Here is a 23097-nt window from a genome sequence, read left to right as displayed (position 1 = left end):
GGTCTGACTACCGTCAGACCCTAGGGTAGGCCATTTCAATGCCTAACAGCCATCGCCATTTTGAGCCGTCACTTTCTTAAAAATAAGGGGAAAAAGGTACTTGGTAAATACCACTTTAGGCTTTTGATTTTCGGCCACATTTCCTACGGTTTCTACTACCAACGCGTCACCAAAACGTGCCCGTGACACCAAAAAACCAATTTCAGCTTCGTATTGCTCTTTTCCGTTGGTTTGTCCTCCAAAACTCAGTTTTTGGTCACCGCGTTTTAGGTAAATACGGAATGGCATTTTTGACTCTGACTCTAACAAATTTACGGTCAAAATACCACTGCTGACGGTTGATAACCCTGCTTGGTCTAATGGCTGGCCGTCTAACAACAAAGCCACGGTCATTTTAGCGTCATTAGCTGAATCGGCGGTTGGAACAGCGGTAGTTGCCGCTACACAAATGAGAATACCGAGGGCAGCAAGTCCAATAAATGATAGCGTTTTCATGATTGTGAAGAGATTTAATAGTTAGTGAATTACGATTTCGTTGTGAGGGAGTGCGTAGGAGTCTTTTAACGTCAATAGCACGATTGCGTCTCCTTTGTTGCACTTTGAAAGCACGTTTTTGATGTCCACTTTTTGGTACACCTCCTTCGAGAACATCGTCAACGTTTTACTGTTTTTGTCCCGAATCGCCACCATGAAGTCAATCGCTGCTGTTTGGTGCCATTGGTTGTTTTCGTAGGTCGCTTCGGCCACCGAAAGTGTCCCCTGCACGTCTTGCGTCAGCGAACACTTTCCCGTGGGAGAATAGTCATCAACCACCACCCTGTTGTCTATAAAAACCGCCGAACAATTCGAAAATTTTGTCTGCGCTTGCCCTACCAATGACGCGCCTACAAAGCCCGCCACGCACCACATTCGTTTCAGTGTTTTCATTCTTTTTAAGTTGTTTATAGGTGTTTACTTCTTTGATGTTGACAAAGGTATTTTCACCCACAAAATCTTCTAAATTTTTCCCGTAAAAGAATGTAAACGAAATGTAAAAGTTTGTTATTCGACTTTTATCGAATATATATAACTTGATAATGAAGCTGTTATGGTTTTTACACTTACTAGAAGAAGGATAATAATTCTACACCATGTTCTATGTCCCACAGACCTATTTGCAGTAGCTGATTTTAAAACCTATTTGCATCATGTGTCAAAAATCCAAATTCGTCTTTTTTACTTTTGAGAAAAAGACTACAGATTGAGGCTATCATACAGTTGGGGGAGGAAGAAAATGAACGGTAAAACCACCGAACTCCTCATACCAAATACCCGAAATATTGGCTTCCTCTAAGGCTTCTTTCATTGGACTACTGATAATAACCTCGCCATCAAGCATAGCCAAGTCCGGTAATTCGTTGATTACTTTTTCGAAAAAAAGCAATTCTTGATTACTTTCCCTGCATTCATCCATTTTTACAAAAAAAGAGGCTCTATCTAATATTCCAATCTCACTACCTACATGTATGCTTGCGGGTTCTTCTACAGGCTCTTTTTGATTGTCTTCATACCTTACTTTGTATTTACTGCGGGCGTAATCTATCGGTAAGTGACTCCCTAATTGAAAAAGGTAGTAGTCTAAAAAATTGTTTTTATACAATAATTTAGCCGAGTAAAACTGACAAGGTTGATAAATAGCAAACTTTTCCATAATACTTTTCAATTTTGGCGATACCAAATAGCCAATAACCGCAGTCAATTCCTGCGATAAGTAATATAAATCGAGTAAATCCCAGTTGTATCTATAATTGCGCATCAATACATCTCTTAAAATAAAATGGTCAAACACAGGGGGATTGTCAAACATAGCAAACTGAGGCCAACTAGTGACAGGGAATCTTCCGGTGCGATAGGTATGGGCCGCAATTGAGCCGGGAGCGGTTTGGGCATAAGGATGGGCTCGTCTTTTCTTCCCTTTAGTTTGCCAACTAGCGGCTGAGAATTTGTAATATTTCATGAGAGAATAGTTATTGTGACTTAATAGATAGGGTGTTTAAAGATCGATTTTTTTCAATACAATCGTCCACGATTTCTTTTTTTACATTTTCGACAAATTTCTTAATAGCTTCTAACGCTTTTCCCTTATCATCTTCTTTTTTTAAATCGTATTTGGCCATTATAGCATTTATCTTATTATCAATCTGTCCTGCATAGGTAGGAGAATTTGAATGATGCCCTATTCCATTATGGACGGGGAGCATCATCAAGCCATTGTCACCACCGATAAAATTAAAAATTTTTCCTTTATCCCACTCTATAAGAACAGCTAGGCGTGTATTTGTTCCCAGAATACTTTCTGGTATAATATGGTGAGCTTCGCTTGTATTTACGAAAGTCATATCCGACCAACCTTTAGTATCGGCTTCGCCCTCTACTTTTACATCATTCTGCATTTCACAGCACGGCTTTTGAAGTCATTCTGTTTTTTAGGGTTTTTATGTACTTTTGTCAAATTATCATTCCGCCTTCTCATCTGATTGATTGACAAATGAATTACATCAAAGCTTTTGCCCCAGCTACCGTGGCCAACGTAGCTTGTGGGTTTGATATTTTTGGTTTTGCGCTTGACCAACCTGGCGACATCGTGGAGCTGCGTAAACTCGACCAGCCCGGGGTCATTATCAAAGACATTATCGGTGACGACGGTCGCCTTCCACGGGAGCCTGAGCGCAATGCCGTAACGGTCGTAATGCTCAAATTTTTGGAGCATATTGGTGCTACCCAAGGCGTAGAGGTGATTCTTCACAAAAACATGCCGCTTGGTAGCGGAATGGGCTCAAGCTCGGCGAGTTCGGTGGTAGGGATTTTTGCCATCAATGAGCTTTTTGGTCGCCCACTTACCCAAACTCAGCTCCTTCCTTTTGCCATGGAAGGCGAGCGTATCGCTTGTGGTGCCGCCCATGCCGACAACGTAGGCCCGGCACTTTTGGGAGGTTTTGTGGTGATTAGGAGCTACGCCCCTTTGGATGTTTTCAAAGTCAAAGTCCCCGACGAGCTGTATTGTACCCTTGTTCATCCCGATGTAGAGGTCAATACCAAAGACGCCCGTTATATCTTGCGCAATGAGGTATCTCTCAAAAATACCATTTCTCAAATGGGCAACGTAGCAGGGCTCATAGCGGGATTGATGCAAGAAGATTATGATTTGGTGAGTCGTTCGATGGTCGATGTCATCATTGAGCCTGTTCGTTCTATTCTCATTCCCGAATTTGATCACGTAAAACAAGCCGCCCTCAACAGCGGCGCATTGGGATGTAGCATTTCTGGAGCAGGGCCATCCATGTTTGCCTTGAGTCGTGGGCAAGAAACCGCCAGCAGAGTGGCACAAGCCATGAGCGAAGCCTTTGGAAGCGTGGGCATTACGACCAAAAGCTATGTTTCACAAATCAATCAGCAAGGCCCAAAAATCCTTGAAACTGCCTAAAATCACTTCATCATGTTGAAATACTCCCCAAAATCACTTCTTGCTACCACTCTTATCGCCGCTTGTGTGAGTTTGTCGGCTGCTGCCCAATCTATCAAAAAGCTCCCTGAATCACAGATTCAAAAAGCCGAAGTTGAACTAAACATGCGTTTTCTGGCCTCCGACGAGCTGCAAGGCCGTCGTACGGGCGAGCAGGGCAATCTGGTAGCGGCACGTTATCTAGCCGAGCAGTTTCGCTTTTTAGGTGTCAAGCCAGTGACAGGACAAGCTGATTATTTGCAGCCGGTGCCGTTTGTACTTCAGAAAATGGCAAAAGAAGGAGTATTGATTGCCAACGGTGATACCTTAAACGTAGGAAAAGAATTTGTGATTTTGGGTAGTGATGCTGTCGATTTTAGCGCCGATGTAGTATTTGTAGGATACGGCCAAGCAGCCGACTACACCAAAGACGTCAAAGGCAAAATCGTAGTAGCACAAGTAGGCACGCCCGAATCCAAAACACCCCAAGAGATATTTGCGGCCTCCAACGAAAAACGCAAGCTCGCCACTGAAAAAGGAGCGGCATTGTTGATTGAATTGTTTACAGCCCAAATTCCGTGGGGTTTTGCGTCGCGCTATTTTGGCAACGAAAAACTGAGCTTAGGCACTGCTGCTAGCGGTACGCCTCACATTTGGGTCAATGGCCAACAAAAAAAGTACGTGGATTTGTTTAAAAATGGGGCGACTTCGGCCACTTTCCGCACTAGTGGTCGCGCCCAGCAAAATGTAATGTCTTACAATGTGGTAGGATTGATAGAAGGTACCGATCCCGTACTCAAAAATGAGTACATTGTGGTAAGTGCTCACTTCGATCACGTGGGCATGGGTAAAAAGGGTGGCAATACCTACACCGCTGCCGATAGTATTTTCAACGGTGCGCGCGACAATGCCTTCGGTACGGTAGCTATGCTTACCGCCGCCAAAACCCTCACGCTAAAACCTACTAAACGCTCAATTCTTTTGATAGGATATACCGCCGAGGAGGTTGGTCTTTTGGGAAGTAAATACTATTCAGAGCACCCGCTTGTACCTCTCAAACAATGCGTATTCAATCTCAACAGCGATGGCGCAGGCGTAGGCGACCGTTCGATAGTATCGGTGATTGGACTCAATCGTACCAACTGCAATACCGAAATCGAAGCTGCTTGTAAAGCTTTCGGACTTGGTGTTTTTGCCGACCCTGCTCCCGAACAAAACCTTTTTGACCGCTCCGACAATGTCAATTTAGCAGCCAAGGGCATTCCAGCTCCTGATTTTGCGCCAGGTTTCAAAAGCTTCGACGGCGAAATTGCCCAATATTATCACCAAGCCGCTGACAATCCAGAGTCGGTAGATTTCGATTATTTGCTCAAGTTTTGTCAATCTTTCGCCTATGCGGCCCGCCTTATTGCCAATAAGCCCATTACGCCTTATTGGGTAGCAGGCGACAAATATGAGCCCGCTGCCAAAGCATTGTATGGAAAATAAACAAGTGAATTTTGTTATTTTTGCTTAAAATACAATTTGCACTTATGAAAACTGTTGAAAATATTCCCCTGAATGAAATTCAAATCAGCCTCCTTAGGATGTTTTCGCGACCTATGACTGAAGAGCAAACGCTCAAAATTAAACGAGCTCTAGTTAGATTTTTGACAGAGGAGTTGGATGATGAAATTGAAAAAGTAGTCAAAGAGAAAAACATTACTGACCAAGACTTTGATAAACTGCGTAATCAAAACCAAAGGACTGCTACTATAAAATGAGAGTAGTTATTGATACCAATATGCTATGCGCCACACTCAAAAAAAGCAATTTCGAAAGGTTTATTTATGATGCCTTCAAAATGGAAGTTTTTGAATGGGTTGTTAGCACTGAAATTTTAAATGAATATCATGAAAAACTAGCTGAATTTTACTCAGTAGAGACCGCAAATCTGGTAGTAAATATCTTAACAGCAGCTCCTAATGTGATTTTAGCAGAACCTGCATTTCGTTGGAATCTCATTAGTGAGGACCCTGATGACAATAAGTTTTCAGATTTAGCAATATCCACAAATGCATATTGTTTAGTTAGTTATGACCGTCATTTTAATATTTTTAAAGAAATCAGTTTCCCAAATCTTAAAGTTGTAAAACCAAAAGAATTTAAGACAATAATAAATTGGGCTTAGTGCCCTTTTCCCCACATGATTCGTAAAGCCGTTATACCCGCAGCAGGTCTAGGTACTCGTTTCTTGCCTGCTACCAAATCTCAACCTAAAGAGATGCTCCCTATCATCGACACGCCCACTATTCAGTACGTAGTGCAAGAAGCGGTGGATTCGGGCATCGAAGATATTTTGATTATTACTGGCCGTGGCAAACGTGCCATTGAAGACCATTTTGACCGCAATGTGGAGCTAGAAGCTAAGCTGGAAGAAAAACACGACGAACTTCTCTGGAATGAAATGCGCCGCTTGTCAGACATGGCCAACATCCATTATGTTCGGCAACGCGAAACCAATGGTCTTGGTGATGCTATTTACTATGCCAAACAACACGTTGGTAATGAGCCATTTGCTGTACTTCTAGGAGACACTATCATGGATTCGGTGATTCCGGTGACTCAACAACTCATCGATACCTATGAGCAATACCAAAGTACGGTGATTGCGGTAGAAACCGTACCACGTGAGAAAGTAAATCGCTACGGAATCGTAGGGGGTACTGCTTTGAGCGACACAATCATGCAACTAGATGCGCTCATCGAAAAGCCTTCAATCGAATCTGCGCCCTCTAATTTGGCAATCGCTGGTCGCTATATTTTATCGCCCGAAATTTTTACGGCTATTGAGCAAACTGGCAAAGGAAAAGGTGGCGAAATTCAGCTAACAGATTCATTCCAAATCTTGCTCCGCCGCGAAAGTATCTACGCTCACCGTATCGAAGGAGAGCGTCATGATATTGGCAATAAACTTGATTTTTTGAAAACCACCGTGAAGTTTGCGCTCAAACGCAAAGAGTTTTCTGCTCCTTTCTTGAAGTTTTTGAAAGAGACATTGGCAGAATATGACGTATAATAATGTTAATCGTTATCCGAACTAAGCAATGTTAACTGTGTTGAATATCAAAAACTTAATGACATAATTAATTAGGATTTTGTGATACCATACCCCCACCATTATCAAACCCCATGCCGCTTCGGCGGTTTGACTTTAGAGGGGGGACAAGAACCAACAGGCTTTAGCCCTGATTTTTGACCTTATCCTCGAAAAATCAGGGCTAAAGCCCTCGTTATATCCTTATTAGTCTAAAGGCTAGGGTTAGAAGACAACACTTAGTGTATCAATTAATCTTGCTTAGTTACCCACGATAACAAACGCTCCATGGCAAACCTTCTCCTCATTGATGATGAAATTAAGTTACGCGGGTTGCTAAAGCGCATCTTGGAACTGGAAGGATACCACGTCAATGAGGCTGGCGACGCCCGTTCGGCCTTTCAGATTTTAGAAAAGCAAGATATTCAAGTGGTAGTGTGTGACGTAAAACTACCTGACGCGCACGGTGTAGCCCTTACCCAACAAATCAAAACTCAGTTTCCTCTCCTAGAAATCATCCTGCTGACAGCCTATGGCACTATCGCCGATGGCGTACAAGCAGTCAAAAATGGGGCTTTTGACTACCTTACTAAAGGCGACGACAACGACCGAATTGTACCACTCGTAGCGCGTGCGGTAGAAAAAGCCGAACTCCAGCAAAAAGTAAAGCGCCTTGAAGAAAAAGTAAGCCAGAAGTTTGGGTTTGGAAGTGTCATTGGCTCTTCTCAAGTAATCAAAGAAGCCCTCCACTTGGCCCAAAAAGTGGCGGTTACGGATACTACAGTTTTGTTGTTGGGCGAAACAGGCACGGGCAAAGAAGTTTTTGCTCAAGCGATTCACCAAGAAAGTCCAAGACGCGAAAAATCTTTTGTGGCTCTTAATTGTAGTGCTTTTAGCCGTGAGATTTTAGAAAGCGAATTGTTTGGCCACCGTGCTGGTGCTTTTACGGGTGCGCTTAAAGACAAAAAGGGATTGTTGGAAGAAGCCCACGGGGGTACTTTGTTTTTGGATGAGATTGGCGAAATGACGCTCGAACTCCAAGCCAAACTTTTGCGGGTTCTGGAAACCAATTCTTTTTACAAAGTAGGCGATACCAAACCCACCCAAGTCAATGTACGCTTTGTAGCAGCCACCAATCGCAACCTCAAAGCCGAAGCCGAAAAAGGTCTTTTTCGCTTAGATTTGTACTATCGACTATCTGTTTTTGAAATCAACCTTCCCTCTCTTCGCCAACGCCCCGACGACATTCCTGCGATAGCTCAACATTTTGCTCAAATATATGCAGCCAAAATGAATCGCCCTATGCCTAAGTTATCAACAGGCTTTGTGGATAAACTCCGCCAAAATCAATGGAAAGGAAATATCCGCGAACTCAAAAATATCATCGAACGAGCCGTCATCTTAGCCAACAATAACGAACTAACCCCGCAAGAACTTCCCTTTGAACTACAATTTGGTTTTGAGGATGCGATTCAAGGAGTGGCTACTTTGGCGGAAGTAGAAAAAAGGCATATTCAATGGATGCTCGCTCACACTCAACACAACAAAACCGAAACCGCCCGTTTGCTAGGTATTGGTCTTACGACACTTTATCGTAAAATCGAGGAGTACGGATTGTGATTTTTGGTCAATTTTTCAAAATGAAAACCTAGTCTTCCAAAATGGAAGGCTTTTTTTATGACCTTCCGGGTCTTCAGCCCACACAACATCTTGTCTTACAAGTACTTTCATTTTCTTTCTTTTTGGTGGCATAGCTTTGGCATCTCTCATCAGCAATTCACCAAAACAGTATTCATTATGATTATGCTCCTCTCTCTTTTGCTCACAGGTGTTGGGTGTTTTGCCTTGTTTTTTGGTTCGATTCGCTTTTTTGAAAAAATCTAAAACTATGTTTCTTATCCTATTTGTGCTCGCTCTGGCCGTTTTAGGCTATTTGGTTTATGTCTTACTCAAACCCGAAAAGTTTTAAATCTGTACCACTATCATGTTAGAAGAAATCTTAGGCATCGCTTTTATCTTCGTCATTACTGTACTTTTGGCAGTTCCCTTAGGGAAATACATAGCGAAGGTATATTCAGGCCAATCTACTTGGCTTGATTTCATGTCGCCACTCGAAAAAATAATCTACAAAATTTGCCGCATCAACCCCAAAAAGGAGATGACTTGGCAAGAGCACCTCACTGCGCTTCTTACCATCAATTTGATTTGGTTTTTGTGGATGATGTTCATTTTGATGAATCAAGGATGGCTTCCCCTCAACCCCGACGGCAACCCTTCTATGAGTGCTGATTTGGCTTTCAACACAGCGATTTCATTTTTGGTCAACTGCAACTTACAACATTATTCGGGCGAAACCGGAGTTACGTATCTATCCCAATTGAGTGGGCTGATGTTTATGCAATTTGTGACAGCCGCTACAGGCATGGCAGCCGGAGCCATTGTTTTTAAAGCCATGAAAGAGCACCAAACCACTCAGCTTGGTAATTTTTATGATTACTTCTTAAAATCCTGCACCCGAATTTTATTGCCTATTTCGCTTGTATCAGCCACTATTTTGGTACTCAACGGTACTCCAATGAACTGGGAAGGCAAGGCTTCTATCACCACGCTGCAAGGCGATTCGGTACAAGTATCACGCGGGCCTGCGGCAGCGATGATTGCTATCAAACAAGCCGGAACCAACGGTGGTGGGTATTTTGGGGTCAATTCGGCCCACCCTCTCGAAAATCCCAACTATCTTACCAATATCGTCGAAAACATCCTCATCATCCTTATTCCGATTGCTTTTGTGTTTGCCTTGGGCTTCTATCTCAATCGAAAAAAACTCGCTTGGATGATTTTTGGCGTCATGACGTGTGGTTTTTTACTACTTCTTAGTACGTCGGTTTATTTTGAAATGCAAGGCAATCCTGCCCTTACTAAAATGGGAATTCATCAGAATCTTGGAAGTATGGAAGGCAAAGAAATTCGTTTTGGGGCAGCGGCTTCTGCGTTTTGGGGCATTACGACCACCACTACTTCCAATGGCTCCGTCAATGCTATGCACGACAGCATGACTCCCCTATCGGGTGCGATGCAGATGATTGATATGATGATCAATGCCCTTTACGGGGGTGTAGGGGTAGGTTTTCTGAACTTTTATGTATTTATCATCATTGCGGTATTCATTTCAGGGCTGATGGTAGGACGTACACCCGAATTTTTGGGTAAAAAAATAGAAGCCAAAGAAATGAAAATTGCTACGTTGGTAGCCCTGCTGCATACATTCTTGATTTTGTGTTTTACGGCATTGGCAAGTTACGTATTTACCAAAGATACGAGCGTAGGTTGGCTCAACAACCCTAGTTTCCACGGCTTTTCGGAAATGCTCTACGAATACACTTCTTCTTCGGCCAACAATGGTTCGGGATTTGAAGGCCTTGCCGACAACAACCCTTTTTGGAATATCACCTGTGGTATCGTGCTGATTTTGAGTCGCTACTTGCCTATCATTGGTCCCGTGGCGATTGCAGGAATATTGGCTAACAAAAAATACATTCCCGAATCGGAAGGAACGCTCAAAACCGATACTACCACTTTTGGTTTTATGGTTTTTGCGGTGATTTTCATCATTGCAGCCTTGTCATTTTTTCCAGCGCTTGCGTTAGGGCCTTTGGCGGAGTTTTTTACACTATAGCCAGGTGAGTATTAATATAAGTCAAAACTTTGTCGATGGTCATTGGAGAAGAAGATAATACATTTCTTTCATCACCTACATGTTTGTGAAAAGGAGAAGTATCCAAATTGGGATAGTCGTGTGCATTGTCCCAACGAATAAGCAGCTTAGAGTCTCGTTGTTGCCATTGATAAGCATAGTCTATCTTATTTTCAGGAATTATTTTGACTTCCTTGGCATATAAAATACTCCCATTCACTAGCTCAATTTTATATTTTAAAATCTCAACCCGCGGAGTGATTAACTCTTTGATTAAAATGGATTCGGTAATGATATTTTCAAAAGAACTAAGATTTGGTAAAGGCATTATTCGCTCAGCGTTTTCAACTTATTTTCCACTAGTTCGATTCCCTTTAAACACGCGTTCCACTCCATTCTGTCATCTTCTTTTTCAAATAGCCCAAAGGTTGAGATTATATCAAAATTAGTTTGAAATGTCTGAAAATCCATTCCATACTTACTTTCATACTCAGCTACTTCATGCTGATAGAGTTTTATTTCTGCTTGAAGTGCTTCTCTTGCTTTTACCAAAGCAAAGGATTCAACTGAGTCATACCCTAACTCATGGATAGTAGCAGCCAGTGCTTCTGTTTGTTGAAGAGACATAATTTTTAAGTTTTTCCAAAATTACAAAAAATATGAAACGTTCTCAATCGGTTTCTCTCTTTCAGTGGGACATGACCAAAACGGCTATGATAGAGTCGTTTATCAAACTAAATCCTGCTACTATGTTTCGTAACCCTGTCATGTTTACGGTCGAAATAGGCACAGTAGTGATGTTTTTTGTGTGCCTTCAAGTCGCTTTTGGAGGTGATACTTCCCAAGGAAGCCTTGGGTACAATATCGCCATTTTTATGGTTCTTTTACTTACTCTTCTCTTTGCCAATTTTGCCGAAGCTTTGGCCGAAGCTCGGGGCAAAGCCCAAGCTGATAGCCTTCGCAAAACCCGCGAAGACACCCCCGCCAAGGTAATCAGAGCTGTAGGCCAATTGAGGGTAAATGAGCTGCAAATCATGCCTTCGTCTCAGCTCGAAAAAGGCGATATCTTTATCTGTGAAGCAGGCGACATTATCCCTTCCGATGGCGAAATCATCGAAGGATTGGCTACCATCGACGAGTCGGCTATCACCGGCGAATCTGCTCCCGTGATTCGGGAAGCGGGTGGCGACAAATCTTCCGTAACAGGTGGTACCAAAGTTCTTTCTGACCATATCAAAGTCAAGGTCACTACGCAGCCGGGCGAGAGTTTTTTAGATAAAATGATCGCTTTAGTGGAAGGTGCTTCTCGCCAAAAAACCCCCAACGAAATTGCGCTCACTATTTTGTTGGCAGGCTTTACGCTCATCTTTGTAATCGTGTGCGTCACGCTCAAGCCTTTTGCTGATTATGCCAATACGCCTATTGCGATTTCTGCTTTTATCGCCCTTTTTGTTTGTCTTATTCCTACTACGATTGGTGGACTTCTTTCGGCCATCGGTATTGCAGGCATGGATAGAGCCTTACGCGCCAATGTCATCACTAAATCAGGGAAAGCCGTCGAAACGGCGGGCGACATTGATACCCTCCTGCTCGATAAGACAGGTACCATCACCATAGGCAATCGCAAAGCGACGCATTTTTGGCCTACCGCAGGAGTAACTGAAGAGCAATTTACCTTGGCAGCCATGTATTCTTCTTTGGCCGACGAAACTCCCGAGGGTAAGTCTATCATTGAATTAGGTCTACAAAAAGGCACCAAACTACCCACCATGCCTGCCCATGCCGAAATGATAAAGTTTACGGCAGAAACACGCTCTTCGGGAGTCAATTTACCCAAAAACATCAAAATCCGTAAAGGGGCACAAGACGCGATTCGGATGATGGTGGAGCGCGCTAGCAACGCCTTTCCCAAAGATACAAGTGATAAAGTGCGCGAAATTGCCACCAATGGCGGCACGCCACTGGTAGTTTCGGAAAATGATAAAGTACTGGGCGTGATTGAATTGCAAGACGTAATCAAACCAGGTATTCAAGAACGTTTTGAAAGGCTTCGGAAAATGGGCGTCAAAACCGTGATGGTAACGGGCGACAACCCTCTCACTGCCAAGTACATAGCCACGGTATCAGGGGTAGATGATTTCATTGCAGAAGCCAAACCCGAAGACAAAATGAACTACATTAAAGCTGAACAAGCCAACGGCAAACTTGTGGCCATGATGGGTGATGGCACCAACGATGCCCCTGCCCTTGCCCAAGCGGACGTAGGTGTAGCCATGAACAGTGGCACGCAAGCGGCCAAAGAAGCCGGAAACATGGTAGATTTGGACAACGACCCTACCAAGCTGATTGAAATTGTCGAAATCGGCAAACAGCTCCTCATGACCCGTGGTACGCTTACCACCTTCTCTATCGCCAACGACGTAGCCAAGTACTTTGCCATTGTACCTGCCCTCTTTGTGACTTCGATTCCGGCCTTGCAATCCCTCAATATCATGCAGCTTAGCAGCCCTCAAAGTGCCATTTTGTCGGCGGTGATTTTCAATGCCATCATTATTCCTTTGTTGATTCCTCTGGCACTCAGAGGAGTAGCCTATAAGCCTATCGGTGCGAGTGCCTTGCTACGCCGCAATCTCCTCCTTTATGGGGTAGGTGGGCTTATTGTTCCTTTTCTTGGCATCAAGCTGATTGATTTGCTCGTAGGAGTCTGGTTATAAACACAACTTATACATTCTAATTATTTCCCAATGAAAACATACCTCGTATCCGCCCTCTGGATGACCCTTGCGACCTTTGTGCTTCTAGTGGTCATTTATCCTCTTCTTGTTTGGGGGGTTGCCCAGTTTACCCCCGCAAAAGGCCGTGGTGAGACCGTCTCTGTCAACGGAAAAATCGTCGGTTTTGCTAAAGTGGGTCAAAAATTTTCGGAAGACAAATATTTTTGGTCGCGCCCATCTGCAGTAGAATACAACGCCGCTGGCTCAGGAGGCTCCAACAAAGCCCCTTCGAATCCCGAATATCTGGCTCAAGTTCAGGCCCGAATTGATACATTTCTAGTACACAATCCTGCCGTAAAGCAGTCAGAAATTCCTTCCGAACTTATCACCGCCTCCGGTAGTGGCCTAGACCCAGACCTATCTCCCCAAGCCGCCAACATTCAAATAGCCCGAATTGCTAAAATACGCAATCTACCCGAAGCTAAAATCAAAGCCTTGGTGAAAGCCCACACTGAGCCTCCACTTTGGGGATTGTTTGGCCCCACAAAAATTAATACATTGGCATTGAACATTGCCCTAGATAAACTCTAACATACACGGCTTTCAATCAGCAAGTAAAATCTTTAGAGTAACATTAAAAAGTACCCCATTTCAAAAATCAGGTTTACATGAATCAGTTATTAAAAACAGTCATAATGGCTCTGTTGATTTCACCTTCAGTTGCCCAGACTACCGATTCAACTTCCCGAATCTCCGTCATTGGCTACATAGAAGCCTATTACAGCTATGATTTCAATCAGCCTTCTACTAATGAGCGCCCCTCGTTTGTATATAGTCACAATCGGCATAATGAATTCAATATCAATCTGGGTTTTATAAAAGCATCTTATAGTACCGAGCAAGTACGCGGAAACTTAGCACTCATGGCAGGGACATACGCCAATGCAAATTTGGCCGCCGAACCTGCTACTTTAAGACATATTTATGAAGCAAATGTGGGTTTCAAGCTTTCAAAAACAAAAAACCTATGGATAGATGCCGGGGTTTTTAGCTCGCACATTGGTTTTGAAAGCGCGATTTCAAAAGACTGCTGGACTCTCACTCGTAGCCTCATGGCCGACAATACGCCCTACTATGAAACAGGTGCCAAAATCGGCTATACCTCCGACAACGGCCGCTGGTTTTTATCAGGATTGGTACTGAATGGCTGGCAGCAAATCCGTCGTCCTGATGGCAATACACGATTGGCAATAGGCACTCAGGTCACTTTCAAGCCTAGCAGTAAAGTGACTTTAAATTCTAGTACTTTTTTGGGCGGTCGGCCCGACGCATCCAATCGCAATCGTTTTTTTCATAATCTTTATGGTATTTTTCAGCTTACAGATAAATGGGGGCTTACCGCCGACTTTGACTACGGCATTGATCAACGTCAAGTTGGCTCCTCCCAATACGACGCATGGAGCAGCTGGGCAGGGATTCTAAAATATCAATTGACCCCCAAAATAAGCATGGCAGGCCGTTTAGAAAAATATACCGACAAAACAGGATTGGTCATCTCTACCAACACTCCGAATGGTTTTCAAGTTTTGGCCTATTCTGTCAATATAGATTATACTATTTTGTCCAATTGTTGGTGGCGCGTAGAAGCTCGACGTTTGGATAGCCAAGATGCCATTTTTGAGAAAGCAGGCAAAAATACTCCTTCTGATTTCATCCTGACTACGTCTCTCGCGCTTTCATTCTAATTTTCTACCTTTATGCCTACTCCCGAACAAAACGCCCAATATTTCCTTGACTTAATCAAAAAGTCGAAACAAGGGAAACTAAAAGTCTATATCGGTATGAGTGCGGGTGTAGGCAAAACTTACCGAATGCTCCAAGAAGCCCATACTTTGCTTCGCAATGGAGTCGATATTAAGATTGGTTTTATCGAAACCCACGGTCGTGCCGAAACGCATGCTCTCATAGAAGGCTTGCCGATGATTGCCCTCCGAACGGTTTTTTATCGAGGCAAAGAGCTTTCTGAAATGGATTTACAAACAATCATCAATCTGCATCCAGAGGTTGTGATTGTGGACGAACTAGCTCATACCAACATTCATGGCTCAAAAAACGAAAAACGCTGGCAAGATGTACTCGACCTTCTCTCGGCAGGCATCAGCGTGATTTCGGCGGTCAATATTCAGCATCTCGAAAGCCTCAATCATGAAATATTTCAGATTACGGGCATAGAAGTTAAGGAAACGATTCCGGATAGTATTTTGCAACAAGCCGATGAAGTCGTCAATATAGACCTTACTGCCGATGAGCTGGTGACTCGCCTCAAAGAAGGAAAAATCTATGAAAAATCGAAAGTAGCAACCGCCCTAAAAAATTTCTTTCAAGCCGAAAAAATCCTACAACTTCGCGAGTTGGCGCTGAAAGAAGTAGCTTCGCAGGTAGAACGAAAAGTAGAAACGGAGGTGCCGAGAAATGTCAGTATGCGCCCCGAACGTTTTTTGGCTTGTATCAGTTCTAACCACGAAATCGCCAAAAAGATTTTGCGAAAAACGGCGCGTTTGGCAAGTTATTATCAAGGAAAATGGTACGTATTATATGTACAAACTTCCCATGAAGATACTGACAAAATCGGCCTTGCCGCCCAACGCCACCTGATCAATAACTTTAAACTAGCCACTGAGCTAGGCGCAGAAGTAATAAGGGTCAAAAGCAACGAGGTAGCACAAAATATTTTTGAAACCGCCCAAAAACACCACATTACTACCGTATGTATAGGCAAGCCTCACGGAAGTTTTTGGAGGATAGTGACGCGTACCTCACTCTTTTATAAGCTCTTACAAAAAGTATCAGACACCGACATCGACCTTGTAGTAATCAGTTGATACGATGAAACTTAAAACCAAACTTCGTTTAGCCCTTACGTTTTTGTTTGCCGTAATATTGCTATTGGGCGGCCTAAGTGCATGGTATCTCAAAAAACTTTCGCAAGAAGCGCAAGGAATTCTGAAAGATAACTACATCTCTTTGGAATACGCCCATCATATGCGCGATATTGTTGACAACAACAACTGGAACGAAGAAGATTTTCGCATTTTTGAAAACAATCTCCGTCAACAAGAACAAAATCTCACGGAGGTGGGGGAAGCCGCTATCACCCAAGAAATGCGCGCGCATTTCAATGCCTTCAAACAAACCCGCGACACTAGCCGTCTTCAACTTATCCATCGACAGCTAAGCCAAATCACGGATATCAATATGCAAGCCATCATTCGTAAAAATGAGCAAGTCAAAAAGACCGCCGATAGTGTATATTCTTACATGGTGCTCATCGCTACGATATGCGCATTGGTAGCGTTTTCGTTTATTATCAATTTTCCTAAAACAATCTCTGAACCTATCCAACAAATCACCGATGGGCTACGAGAGATTAGTCTGCGAAATTATGAGTCGCGTCTTGGAACCAATCGCTCCGATGAATTGGGCGAAATGGCGAAGGCTTTCAATCAAATGGCTCAAAAACTCGATGAATATGAACATAGTAGCTTGGCTAGAGTGCTCTTTGAGAAACGTCGCACCGAGACGATTATTAATCAAATGAACGACGCTATCATCGGATTAGACGAAACCAACCACTTGCTTTTTATCAATTCGGTAAGCTCCGAAATGCTTGGCTTAGATGCTTCCCAAGTGCCTGGTCGCTATGCTCCTGACTTGGCTCTCAAAAATGATTTGCTCCGCACGCTGCTCAATGATGAATCTTCGCCAAAACCACTTAAGATATTTGCCAATGAGCGCGAAAGCTATTTTACCAAAGAAATATTGGAAGTAAAAAACGGTGACCAACGCATCGGGAAAGTCATAATTCTCAAAAATATTACCCCTTTTCACGAACTCGACCAAGCCAAAACCAACTTTATTGCGACTATCTCGCACGAGCTCAAAACCCCCATTTCTAGCATCAAAATGAGTTTACGGCTTCTGCAAGACCAACGCATCGGTAATCTCAACGACGAACAAAAACATCTGTTGACGCAAATTTTGGAAGACAGCCAAAGATTACTCAAAATCACTGGCGAGCTGCTTGACTTATCGCAGGTAGAAACCGGCAACATTCAGCTCAATTTCAAAACAGTGCAACCCCAAGAAATGATAAATATGGCCGTAGAAGCCGTTCGTTTTTTGGCCGAACAAAAACAAATTCACTTCCAAGTTGACCTTACGCCTCCCCTCCCTGCGGTACAAGCAGACCTTGATAAGACCGTTTGGGTGCTGATGAACTTCCTCTCCAATGCCCTACGTCACAGTCCCGACCATTCTACCATTCAAATCCAAGCACGACTGCACGAAGCTTTGCACAAGGTAGAGATTTCGGTAAAAGACGAAGGCAAAGGCATTGAAGAAAAATATCAGCAACGCATCTTTGACCGATATTTTCAAGTACCTACCCAAGGGCAACCCAAAACAGGTACAGGACTAGGATTGGCTATCTCGAAAGAATTTATCGAAACACAAAGAGGAAGTATCGGAGTTGAAAGCGAACTGGGAAGCGGAAGCCGTTTTTGGTTTCAACTGCCCGTCGCCTAGCCTTTCATAAGTTGTCGAATTGCTACTAAATGCGAGAACAAAACGACAGGTACCACAAAACCTGGCAACCAAATAAATGTAGGCTTGAGAATACCCACATTGGGTTGTTCAAAGCCCCATTGTTGAATTGGCAAAGGGGATGACAATATCGCCGTAAGGATAATATTGAACAGTAAACCTAAAGAAACTATATTCCACCAAAACAAAACTCTGTGCGACCATTTACGTCTTTCAAATATCATCCATACCATCACGGGGGCAGTGATACCAGCCAAAATATCCCAATTTCGACCCTCAAACGTCATAATTTGGGGGATTTGATGCGCTAGATAGAGCTCCCAAAGCAGCCATTCTACTACTATCCGAATACTATGAATCCATGTCAACGGTTTCAATGGTAGAATGTCTATCCAACGTTTTCCAGCAGCATCTACAAATACCCATCCTATCCCACCCAAAGGCGGAAGAATCGCTACCAAAAAACGTGGTGGTATGGTCGTAAAATGCAAGAAAAACCCATTTTGGGCTAGTAAATACAGCACTAATAACCATCCTACACTTCCCCCAAAAAACCACCAAGCAGTTTTAGGAGATACTTTACGAAAAATAAGAAACATTACCCCTACCAACAGCAGCACTAGTAAGCCAAACGTAATAGAAAGCCAAGAAGGAATAGGGCTTAATAAAAAAGCAGAAAAAGTCTTCATCGTATTTTAATAAAGTGAAAAGCGACAACTTAGCCGCTCTTCAAAACAAATCGATTTTGACAATTTTTAGCCACAATCCTAGCCTGCATACCGCCCAATAGTACCTACTCAAAGGATGAATGGTCAGGGGCGGGGGCTTTTTCGAGCCATTTCCGAAGCTCTGCACTACGGTAGCGGCTTACGACTACTTCCTCTACGGTTTGGGTTTGGTGCAGGGCTGGTATGAGCGATACCAACATTTTACGATTTTCGACGTTTTTCAACGCCCTAATAGCACCTCTACCTGCTACAATTTGACGACTAAGCGGAAAGAAATAATCGGCAGGGATGTCAGGTACAATTTCATTTAATGAATCATAATCGGTCGTGACCTTACTTCCATCTCTCTTAACCATCAACACTACGCCCGCTGTCGAATAAAAATACGCAATCTCATTCGGTTCCAAGAGCAGTTGTGCTTTATTGAGTTTTACCTTTATCAAAGTAGAAGACAATGGTTTCTGAGTTGAATCTAGTTGAGCAGGTGATTCTTCCCTTTGTTTTTCCCAATAAATGGTTTTCATCAAATAAAAAACGATATAGGCTCCATTTAAAAGAGTCGCAATCGTAGCACAAACTACCATTCCTGTCATTAAAATCGAAACAGTCGGCCATTGTTGACGATAGACTCGCTGGGCAAGAGGAAATACAACCAAAAACGTCAGCATCGTAGCCAGGGCATTCAGGGTGATTTGGCGTGTTATCCGGCGAAGTGGGTTTACATAAAAGGGTAATTGACGATCCATCCACTCAAACAACCGCCAATTGACCTCCCAGCAGCAAAACATGACCGTGCCCACCGTAAAAAAATAAGGCCAAGGAAATCGATAATCGATATTCCAAGGCCATAGTTTTGTAAATACCACATGTGAGGCAACAAAGGCTGCCGCAGGAATGCAAACCAGACGAGCTATCCAATCTTTTTGCCGTGATATTCCCTGCATGTGTCAAGGTTGCTTATTTATGCTTCCTCTTTTTTGTCAAAATCTTTGTAGACAAGGCCAATTTCTTGGCGTACGGCATCGAGCAAGGAGATCAGATTCATACTATCGGTCAGCGACCAGCCGTCGCTTTCGAGCTTGCCAGCCGCCAAACACGCATTGACTTCTTCTATCTCATATTGGTACCCCCACGTAGGACGCTCAAAGGTGAAGGTTTCGGTAGTGTCGTCGTTGTACTCAACCGTGATAGCCTTACTTTCATGCCAGCGTGTATGAATTTTGATATTTCCTTTTTCTCCCAACACAAAAGCTTCGCAGGGGGTTTGGGCCATGAAAGTGCAGTCTAAAAAGGCAAATTTCTCATCATCGTACGTCAGTACCATGCCCGTGGATTCGTCCACGTTGGTTTCTCCAAAAATAGCTTGCGCTTTGATTTTAGAAGGTTTGCCCAGTACTAAATAGGAAAAAAACAAAGGATAAATTCCAATATCAAGCAAAGCTCCGCCGCCCAGATTTTTGTTGAAAGTACGTTTGTCAACATCATAAGGAGCTTTAAAACCAAAATCCGCTTTTACCCCCAATACTTTCCCAATCGCCCCTGATTGGATGATTTCGAGGGTTTTGAGGGTGGTCGGCAAAAAACGCGTCCAAAGTGCCTCCATCAAAAAGGTATTTTGGCTACGCGCCACATGAATCATCTCGCTGACTTGGGCGGTATTCATAGCAAAGGGTTTTTCGCACAGTACCGGAATACGGGCATTGAGGCACAAAAGCGTATGGTCGAAATGACCCACGTGCGGCGAAGCGATATAAACGGCATCTAACTCAGGACAATTGACGATTTCGTCGTAACTCCCATACGTATAGCTAGCACCGTACTCGCGGGCAAACAACTGCGCCCTTCCCAAATCGCGTGAAGCTACCGCCGTAAGCTTGGCTCCTTCTACTTGCATTAAGTCTTGGGCAAATTTGTGCGCAATGCGCCCCGGCCCAATGATTCCCCAGCGTATCATGTAAATTTTATGGTTTTGAGTTTTGACAAAGAAACACTTAGCCAAGCACAAATACCAAATAATCGACAGAATTAATCACTAAGGTGCGTATTATGTGGTAAAAGACTCATTTACCTTTGTCCAAGTGGTACACCTAATGACTCTATAAAAGGTTAAAGAGAACTTCTTTACCTCCATACAGAATCAGTCACGAGTGTACAATTTATCCTAAATATCAGACACTTTTATTTCAAACAAACAGCAGTTTGGCTCATTTTGATAGTGCAATGGAAGATTGGCGGTATCAGTCAATTGAAACATTCCCAAAAATTCAAATCCTGCTGAGGTATAATGCTTAATAAGTTTGGTGTTGTTTCCTAAAGTATCTAATCGTACAAACGACTTTCCGTACTGTACTGCCTATTTTTTTGCCCATTCCACTATTTTATCTACACACCTGTTTCCACGAAAATTAGGATTGGTACAAATCCGGTGAATATAAATTGAGTCGCCTTGCTCTTTGTCGCCCCAAATTTCTTTGTCTTCAAATGAGATAACCCAATTACAGGCAATGATGTCGTCTACCACCATCTTCCACTGGCGTTGCTGGTTTATTTCGTTCTCAATAAACGCCTTGTCAAAAAAGGGCCACACTACCATTTTTCTTTGCATTTGAAGACTTCTTGCCGCCTCATAAAGTGATAAGATTTCGTGGGTATCGCTCAACAAACAATTTTTGATTTGCATAACTTCCTTTACTTTGTGAGTCACAAATATCTAGGTCACCCTTAAATCATAAAACCCGAAACTTGCTGCTCTTCAGAACAACACACGTGGGAGTTTGATAAAATATACCATAAAAGCAACCGTAATTATTTCCGTTAAGTAATTTTAGCTTAAATTAGAAGGCTCAAATCGCACAAAATCAGTACATTTACCCTACTCTTTTTGATTTTTTTGTATGAAAAACTGGTTTTTAATAGGAAGTTTTTGCTTGATTTTGTGTCAAACACTAGCTCAAATACCACGACTCGACCATACGCGCAATCACAATCGTGCCTACAAAGACAGTCTGAAGACCGTGGCAAAAGAGCTTCTTTTTGCTATTTCTTCTAAAAATACGATTGATAAGGCCTCTTCTGACCAAAAAATGAAAGTGTTGAATCTGCTTAGTTCTCTTTATCTAGAAGGAGACTATCGAGACCTCGACACAAGTATGAATTACAATGACCAACTCTACCAACTTGCCTCTCAACAAAACGATAAAGAAATGATGATATCGGCCTTGCTAAGGCGCGAAATCAAATACCGTCGCAATCATGACTATGGCAAATCGCTAGAAGTGACCATGGAAGCCCTCAAAATTTGTCAGTCGATAGGCCCTTCTTGCTCCAAATCATGGATGATTAAACAAAATTTAGGTTTGAGTTTTTTTCATTCGTCCAATTACCCTAAAGCCGAAACATACTTCCAACTTGCCCTAGAACAGCTCCGTAATACCCCTATGGACGACGAGCCTCTCAAGAAAAAATATTTTTTGGGACTTTATAGCATGCTCAATAGCCTCTACCAACAATGGGGAAAGGACGAACTCGTAATGGATATGTTTGAGAAAGAGCTTGAAGTAGCACGTACCCTCAACAACAAACATTCTCTAGCAGGAACTTACGAAGAAATCGGTGACTATTACAACAAAAAAGGACATGCAGGCAAGGCTTTGCCGTACTTGAGCAAAGCATACGCGCTTTTTTCCGAAATCCAGCATTTACGCGGTGTGGCCTCGGTGACCAACAGCCTCGGAGAAGCTTTTTTGATCCTTAACGACTACGGGAAAGCGCGTCATTATGCCCAAAAAGCCCTTGACCTAGCCAATCAACACAACTACGCCTCTCTCAAACCCTATGCCTATCAAACCTTGGGGGCAGCCCAAGAAAAACTTGGCAACGAGCTTGAAGCCTTAAGAGCTTACCGCCTCGTATCTGCCCTGAGAGATAGCTTAGGACTTACTCGGCGCTTGGTGGCGTTGGCAGATATGCAGCGCGTATATGAAGTAGACAATGCCCGCCTTGAGCAGCAGATTGCCCTCCAAAACCGCACCCGTAATGGTCTTTTAGCGGGGCTGCTGCTTGTGAGTGCATTTGGGATTGCCCTGATTGTATATAGCCGCATTTTGACCAAAAAAAACCGTGAGCTTGCCCGCAAAAAAAGGGAAATAGAGGAAGCTTTTCTGAAAGGTCAAACCACCGAAAGAAAACGGGTAGCCACTGAGCTCCATGACAATCTTGGTGGACTACTCTCGGCGGCAAAGCTCAGTTTGCAAATTTTAGACCCTTCTCAACTAGACCGCAACGAACGCGAAATCTATGACAATGTAGTAGAAATGATGGTAGATGCTTGTCGGCAAGTGCGTACGTTATCTCACAATATGCTTCCCGAAGATTTAGAAAAAGAAGGTCTGTGGATGGCTTTAGAACGCCTTGTTCATAAACTCAACCGCGCAGGCACTACCCAATTTACCCTCCAAATCGGCAAAGACATTCCCAAACGCCTCTCGCCAGAAACCGAATTTAATCTCTACCTGATTAGTTTTGAACTTTGCAACAACGTCCTCAAACACGCCCAAGCCACCAAAGCCTATATTAATCTCCAACGCTCAGGAACTCGATTTATGCTATCGGTGTCTGACAACGGTAAAGGTATCTTGAAGCTTCAAACAACGGAAGGTATGGGGCTACAAAATATCAAACAACGCGCTAGCGACATTAAAGGTACTTTCTCGTTTGAAAATCAACCCCAAGGAGGAACTATCTTTATCATCAACATTCCTTTTGACTCGGCCAAACAAGGGCAATTGGCTTTTCAAAACTAA

Annotated in this window: 24 protein-coding genes; 14 read left to right on the top strand and 10 right to left on the bottom strand. The window is 43.2% G+C overall.

Going from position 1 to position 23097, the window contains the following annotated elements; all coding sequences use genetic code 11:
- Nucleotides 1–42: 42 nt before the first annotated feature.
- The 4 genes from P1X15_RS18065 to P1X15_RS18050 all read right to left on the bottom strand — a co-directional run bounded on the left by P1X15_RS18065 (nucleotide 43) and on the right by P1X15_RS18050 (nucleotide 2432).
- Nucleotides 43–495: a hypothetical protein gene (locus P1X15_RS18065; RefSeq protein WP_277339538.1), complete on the bottom strand. Its 453-nt coding sequence runs from the start codon at nucleotides 493–495 to the stop codon at nucleotides 43–45.
- Between the two features lie 21 nt (nucleotides 496–516).
- Nucleotides 517–927 carry a hypothetical protein gene (locus P1X15_RS18060; protein ID WP_277339537.1) on the bottom strand — a complete coding sequence of 137 codons (411 nt, stop codon included), beginning with the start codon at nucleotides 925–927 and terminating at the stop codon, nucleotides 517–519.
- Nucleotides 928–1249: 322 nt separating this feature from the next.
- Nucleotides 1250–1996 (bottom strand): hypothetical protein, encoded by a 747-nt coding sequence (locus tag P1X15_RS18055; RefSeq protein WP_277339536.1) that lies wholly within the window; start codon nucleotides 1994–1996, stop codon nucleotides 1250–1252.
- 10 nt (nucleotides 1997–2006) lie between these two features.
- Nucleotides 2007–2432, bottom strand: coding sequence for an AHH domain-containing protein (locus P1X15_RS18050; protein ID WP_277339535.1), 426 nt, complete (start codon nucleotides 2430–2432; stop codon nucleotides 2007–2009).
- Nucleotides 2433–2527: 95 nt separating this feature from the next.
- On the opposite strand from P1X15_RS18050, the gene P1X15_RS18045 reads away from it, so the two are divergent.
- The 8 genes from P1X15_RS18045 (at nucleotide 2528) to kdpA (ending at nucleotide 10233) form a co-directional block, all read left to right on the top strand.
- On the top strand, nucleotides 2528–3463 hold the full coding sequence (locus P1X15_RS18045) for a homoserine kinase (RefSeq protein ID WP_277339534.1): 936 nt from the start codon (nucleotides 2528–2530) through the stop codon (nucleotides 3461–3463).
- A 12-nt stretch (nucleotides 3464–3475) separates the two neighbouring features.
- Nucleotides 3476–4969 carry a M28 family peptidase gene (locus P1X15_RS18040; RefSeq protein WP_277339533.1) on the top strand — a complete coding sequence of 498 codons (1494 nt, stop codon included), beginning with the start codon at nucleotides 3476–3478 and terminating at the stop codon, nucleotides 4967–4969.
- 44 nt (nucleotides 4970–5013) lie between these two features.
- Nucleotides 5014–5244, top strand: a complete 231-nt coding sequence (locus P1X15_RS18035; RefSeq protein ID WP_277339532.1) for a hypothetical protein — start codon at nucleotides 5014–5016, stop codon at nucleotides 5242–5244.
- Nucleotides 5241–5651: a putative toxin-antitoxin system toxin component, PIN family gene (locus tag P1X15_RS18030; protein ID WP_277339531.1), complete on the top strand. Its 411-nt coding sequence runs from the start codon at nucleotides 5241–5243 to the stop codon at nucleotides 5649–5651. Before P1X15_RS18035 ends, P1X15_RS18030 begins: the two co-directional genes overlap by 4 nt.
- 15 nt (nucleotides 5652–5666) lie before the next feature.
- Complete coding sequence (galU, locus tag P1X15_RS18025; RefSeq protein ID WP_277339530.1) at nucleotides 5667–6539, top strand: UTP--glucose-1-phosphate uridylyltransferase GalU; 873 nt, start codon at nucleotides 5667–5669, stop codon at nucleotides 6537–6539.
- 306 nt (nucleotides 6540–6845) lie between these two features.
- Complete coding sequence (locus tag P1X15_RS18020; protein WP_277339529.1) at nucleotides 6846–8177, top strand: sigma-54 dependent transcriptional regulator; 1332 nt, start codon at nucleotides 6846–6848, stop codon at nucleotides 8175–8177.
- Between the two features lie 268 nt (nucleotides 8178–8445).
- Nucleotides 8446–8526, top strand: coding sequence for a K(+)-transporting ATPase subunit F (kdpF, locus tag P1X15_RS32610; protein WP_084651003.1), 81 nt, complete (start codon nucleotides 8446–8448; stop codon nucleotides 8524–8526).
- A 15-nt stretch (nucleotides 8527–8541) separates the two neighbouring features.
- Nucleotides 8542–10233, top strand: coding sequence for a potassium-transporting ATPase subunit KdpA (kdpA, locus tag P1X15_RS18015; protein WP_277339528.1), 1692 nt, complete (start codon nucleotides 8542–8544; stop codon nucleotides 10231–10233).
- Here the strand turns inward: kdpA and P1X15_RS18010 are convergent.
- Together P1X15_RS18010 and P1X15_RS18005 are read right to left on the bottom strand one after the other, a co-directional pair.
- A complete protein-coding gene (locus P1X15_RS18010) occupies nucleotides 10223–10579 on the bottom strand; it encodes a DUF6516 family protein (protein ID WP_277339527.1) in 357 nt (118 codons plus the stop codon). The two genes, kdpA and P1X15_RS18010, sit on opposite strands and share 11 nt — an antisense overlap.
- Nucleotides 10579–10878: a hypothetical protein gene (locus P1X15_RS18005; protein ID WP_277339526.1), complete on the bottom strand. Its 300-nt coding sequence runs from the start codon at nucleotides 10876–10878 to the stop codon at nucleotides 10579–10581. Before P1X15_RS18005 ends, P1X15_RS18010 begins: the two co-directional genes overlap by 1 nt.
- A 32-nt stretch (nucleotides 10879–10910) precedes the next feature.
- Between P1X15_RS18005 and kdpB the strand changes: the two genes are divergently transcribed.
- From kdpB to P1X15_RS17980, 5 genes are all read left to right on the top strand, one after another.
- Nucleotides 10911–12965: a potassium-transporting ATPase subunit KdpB gene (kdpB, locus tag P1X15_RS18000; protein WP_277339525.1), complete on the top strand. Its 2055-nt coding sequence runs from the start codon at nucleotides 10911–10913 to the stop codon at nucleotides 12963–12965.
- 30 nt (nucleotides 12966–12995) lie between these two features.
- Nucleotides 12996–13556 carry a K(+)-transporting ATPase subunit C gene (locus P1X15_RS17995; protein ID WP_277339524.1) on the top strand — a complete coding sequence of 187 codons (561 nt, stop codon included), beginning with the start codon at nucleotides 12996–12998 and terminating at the stop codon, nucleotides 13554–13556.
- A 77-nt stretch (nucleotides 13557–13633) separates the two neighbouring features.
- The gene (locus P1X15_RS17990) at nucleotides 13634–14710 is read left to right on the top strand and encodes a porin (RefSeq protein WP_277339523.1); all 1077 of its coding nucleotides are present in this window, start codon (nucleotides 13634–13636) and stop codon (nucleotides 14708–14710) included.
- 12 nt (nucleotides 14711–14722) lie between these two features.
- Entirely contained in the window at nucleotides 14723–15847 is a 1125-nt protein-coding gene (locus P1X15_RS17985; protein ID WP_277339522.1) for a sensor protein KdpD, read from the top strand.
- A gap of 4 nt (nucleotides 15848–15851) precedes the next feature.
- Nucleotides 15852–17549: an ATP-binding protein gene (locus P1X15_RS17980; protein ID WP_277339521.1), complete on the top strand. Its 1698-nt coding sequence runs from the start codon at nucleotides 15852–15854 to the stop codon at nucleotides 17547–17549.
- Here the strand turns inward: P1X15_RS17980 and P1X15_RS17975 are convergent.
- The 4 genes from P1X15_RS17975 to P1X15_RS17960 form a co-directional block, all read right to left on the bottom strand.
- Nucleotides 17546–18256: a hypothetical protein gene (locus P1X15_RS17975; RefSeq protein WP_277339520.1), complete on the bottom strand. Its 711-nt coding sequence runs from the start codon at nucleotides 18254–18256 to the stop codon at nucleotides 17546–17548. The two genes, P1X15_RS17980 and P1X15_RS17975, sit on opposite strands and share 4 nt — an antisense overlap.
- Before the next feature lie 104 nt (nucleotides 18257–18360).
- Entirely contained in the window at nucleotides 18361–19239 is an 879-nt protein-coding gene (locus P1X15_RS17970; protein WP_277339519.1) for a LytTR family DNA-binding domain-containing protein, read from the bottom strand.
- 17 nt (nucleotides 19240–19256) lie between these two features.
- The gene (locus P1X15_RS17965) at nucleotides 19257–20249 is read right to left on the bottom strand and encodes a Gfo/Idh/MocA family protein (RefSeq protein WP_277339518.1); all 993 of its coding nucleotides are present in this window, start codon (nucleotides 20247–20249) and stop codon (nucleotides 19257–19259) included.
- 399 nt (nucleotides 20250–20648) lie between these two features.
- Entirely contained in the window at nucleotides 20649–20975 is a 327-nt protein-coding gene (locus P1X15_RS17960) for a hypothetical protein (protein ID WP_277339517.1), read from the bottom strand.
- A 214-nt stretch (nucleotides 20976–21189) separates the two neighbouring features.
- Here P1X15_RS17960 and P1X15_RS17955 point away from each other — a divergent pair, with 214 nt between their 5' ends.
- Nucleotides 21190–23097, top strand: a complete 1908-nt coding sequence (locus tag P1X15_RS17955) for a sensor histidine kinase (RefSeq protein WP_277339516.1) — start codon at nucleotides 21190–21192, stop codon at nucleotides 23095–23097.

This window comes from Runella sp. MFBS21, from assembly GCF_029433105.1.
GTDB lineage: Bacteria > Bacteroidota > Bacteroidia > Cytophagales > Spirosomataceae > Runella.
Note: the sequence above shows the minus strand (reverse complement) of the source record. Positions and strands in the feature narration are given on the sequence as shown.

What these genes read in the sequence shown, in the direction of transcription:
- P1X15_RS18055 (WP_277339536.1), bottom strand. Translation starts at nt 1,996, where the DNA reads ATGAAATATTACAAATTCTCAGCCGCTAGTTGGCAAACTAAAGGGAAG.
- P1X15_RS18005 (WP_277339526.1), bottom strand. Translation starts at nt 10,878, where the DNA reads ATGTCTCTTCAACAAACAGAAGCACTGGCTGCTACTATCCATGAGTTA.
- P1X15_RS18030 (WP_277339531.1), top strand. Translation starts at nt 5,241, where the DNA reads ATGAGAGTAGTTATTGATACCAATATGCTATGCGCCACACTCAAAAAA.
- kdpF (WP_084651003.1), top strand. Translation starts at nt 8,446, where the DNA reads ATGTTTCTTATCCTATTTGTGCTCGCTCTGGCCGTTTTAGGCTATTTG.
- kdpB (WP_277339525.1), top strand. Translation starts at nt 10,911, where the DNA reads ATGAAACGTTCTCAATCGGTTTCTCTCTTTCAGTGGGACATGACCAAA.
- P1X15_RS18060 (WP_277339537.1), bottom strand. Translation starts at nt 927, where the DNA reads ATGAAAACACTGAAACGAATGTGGTGCGTGGCGGGCTTTGTAGGCGCG.
- galU (WP_277339530.1), top strand. Translation starts at nt 5,667, where the DNA reads ATGATTCGTAAAGCCGTTATACCCGCAGCAGGTCTAGGTACTCGTTTC.
- P1X15_RS17990 (WP_277339523.1), top strand. Translation starts at nt 13,634, where the DNA reads ATGAATCAGTTATTAAAAACAGTCATAATGGCTCTGTTGATTTCACCT.
- P1X15_RS17975 (WP_277339520.1), bottom strand. Translation starts at nt 18,256, where the DNA reads ATGAAGACTTTTTCTGCTTTTTTATTAAGCCCTATTCCTTCTTGGCTT.
- P1X15_RS18050 (WP_277339535.1), bottom strand. Translation starts at nt 2,432, where the DNA reads ATGCAGAATGATGTAAAAGTAGAGGGCGAAGCCGATACTAAAGGTTGG.
- P1X15_RS17980 (WP_277339521.1), top strand. Translation starts at nt 15,852, where the DNA reads ATGAAACTTAAAACCAAACTTCGTTTAGCCCTTACGTTTTTGTTTGCC.
- P1X15_RS18035 (WP_277339532.1), top strand. Translation starts at nt 5,014, where the DNA reads ATGAAAACTGTTGAAAATATTCCCCTGAATGAAATTCAAATCAGCCTC.
- P1X15_RS18020 (WP_277339529.1), top strand. Translation starts at nt 6,846, where the DNA reads ATGGCAAACCTTCTCCTCATTGATGATGAAATTAAGTTACGCGGGTTG.
- P1X15_RS18045 (WP_277339534.1), top strand. Translation starts at nt 2,528, where the DNA reads ATGAATTACATCAAAGCTTTTGCCCCAGCTACCGTGGCCAACGTAGCT.
- kdpA (WP_277339528.1), top strand. Translation starts at nt 8,542, where the DNA reads ATGTTAGAAGAAATCTTAGGCATCGCTTTTATCTTCGTCATTACTGTA.
- P1X15_RS17985 (WP_277339522.1), top strand. Translation starts at nt 14,723, where the DNA reads ATGCCTACTCCCGAACAAAACGCCCAATATTTCCTTGACTTAATCAAA.
- P1X15_RS18065 (WP_277339538.1), bottom strand. Translation starts at nt 495, where the DNA reads ATGAAAACGCTATCATTTATTGGACTTGCTGCCCTCGGTATTCTCATT.
- P1X15_RS17965 (WP_277339518.1), bottom strand. Translation starts at nt 20,249, where the DNA reads ATGATACGCTGGGGAATCATTGGGCCGGGGCGCATTGCGCACAAATTT.
- P1X15_RS17955 (WP_277339516.1), top strand. Translation starts at nt 21,190, where the DNA reads ATGAAAAACTGGTTTTTAATAGGAAGTTTTTGCTTGATTTTGTGTCAA.
- P1X15_RS17960 (WP_277339517.1), bottom strand. Translation starts at nt 20,975, where the DNA reads ATGCAAATCAAAAATTGTTTGTTGAGCGATACCCACGAAATCTTATCA.
- P1X15_RS17970 (WP_277339519.1), bottom strand. Translation starts at nt 19,239, where the DNA reads ATGCAGGGAATATCACGGCAAAAAGATTGGATAGCTCGTCTGGTTTGC.
- P1X15_RS17995 (WP_277339524.1), top strand. Translation starts at nt 12,996, where the DNA reads ATGAAAACATACCTCGTATCCGCCCTCTGGATGACCCTTGCGACCTTT.
- P1X15_RS18010 (WP_277339527.1), bottom strand. Translation starts at nt 10,579, where the DNA reads ATGCCTTTACCAAATCTTAGTTCTTTTGAAAATATCATTACCGAATCC.
- P1X15_RS18040 (WP_277339533.1), top strand. Translation starts at nt 3,476, where the DNA reads ATGTTGAAATACTCCCCAAAATCACTTCTTGCTACCACTCTTATCGCC.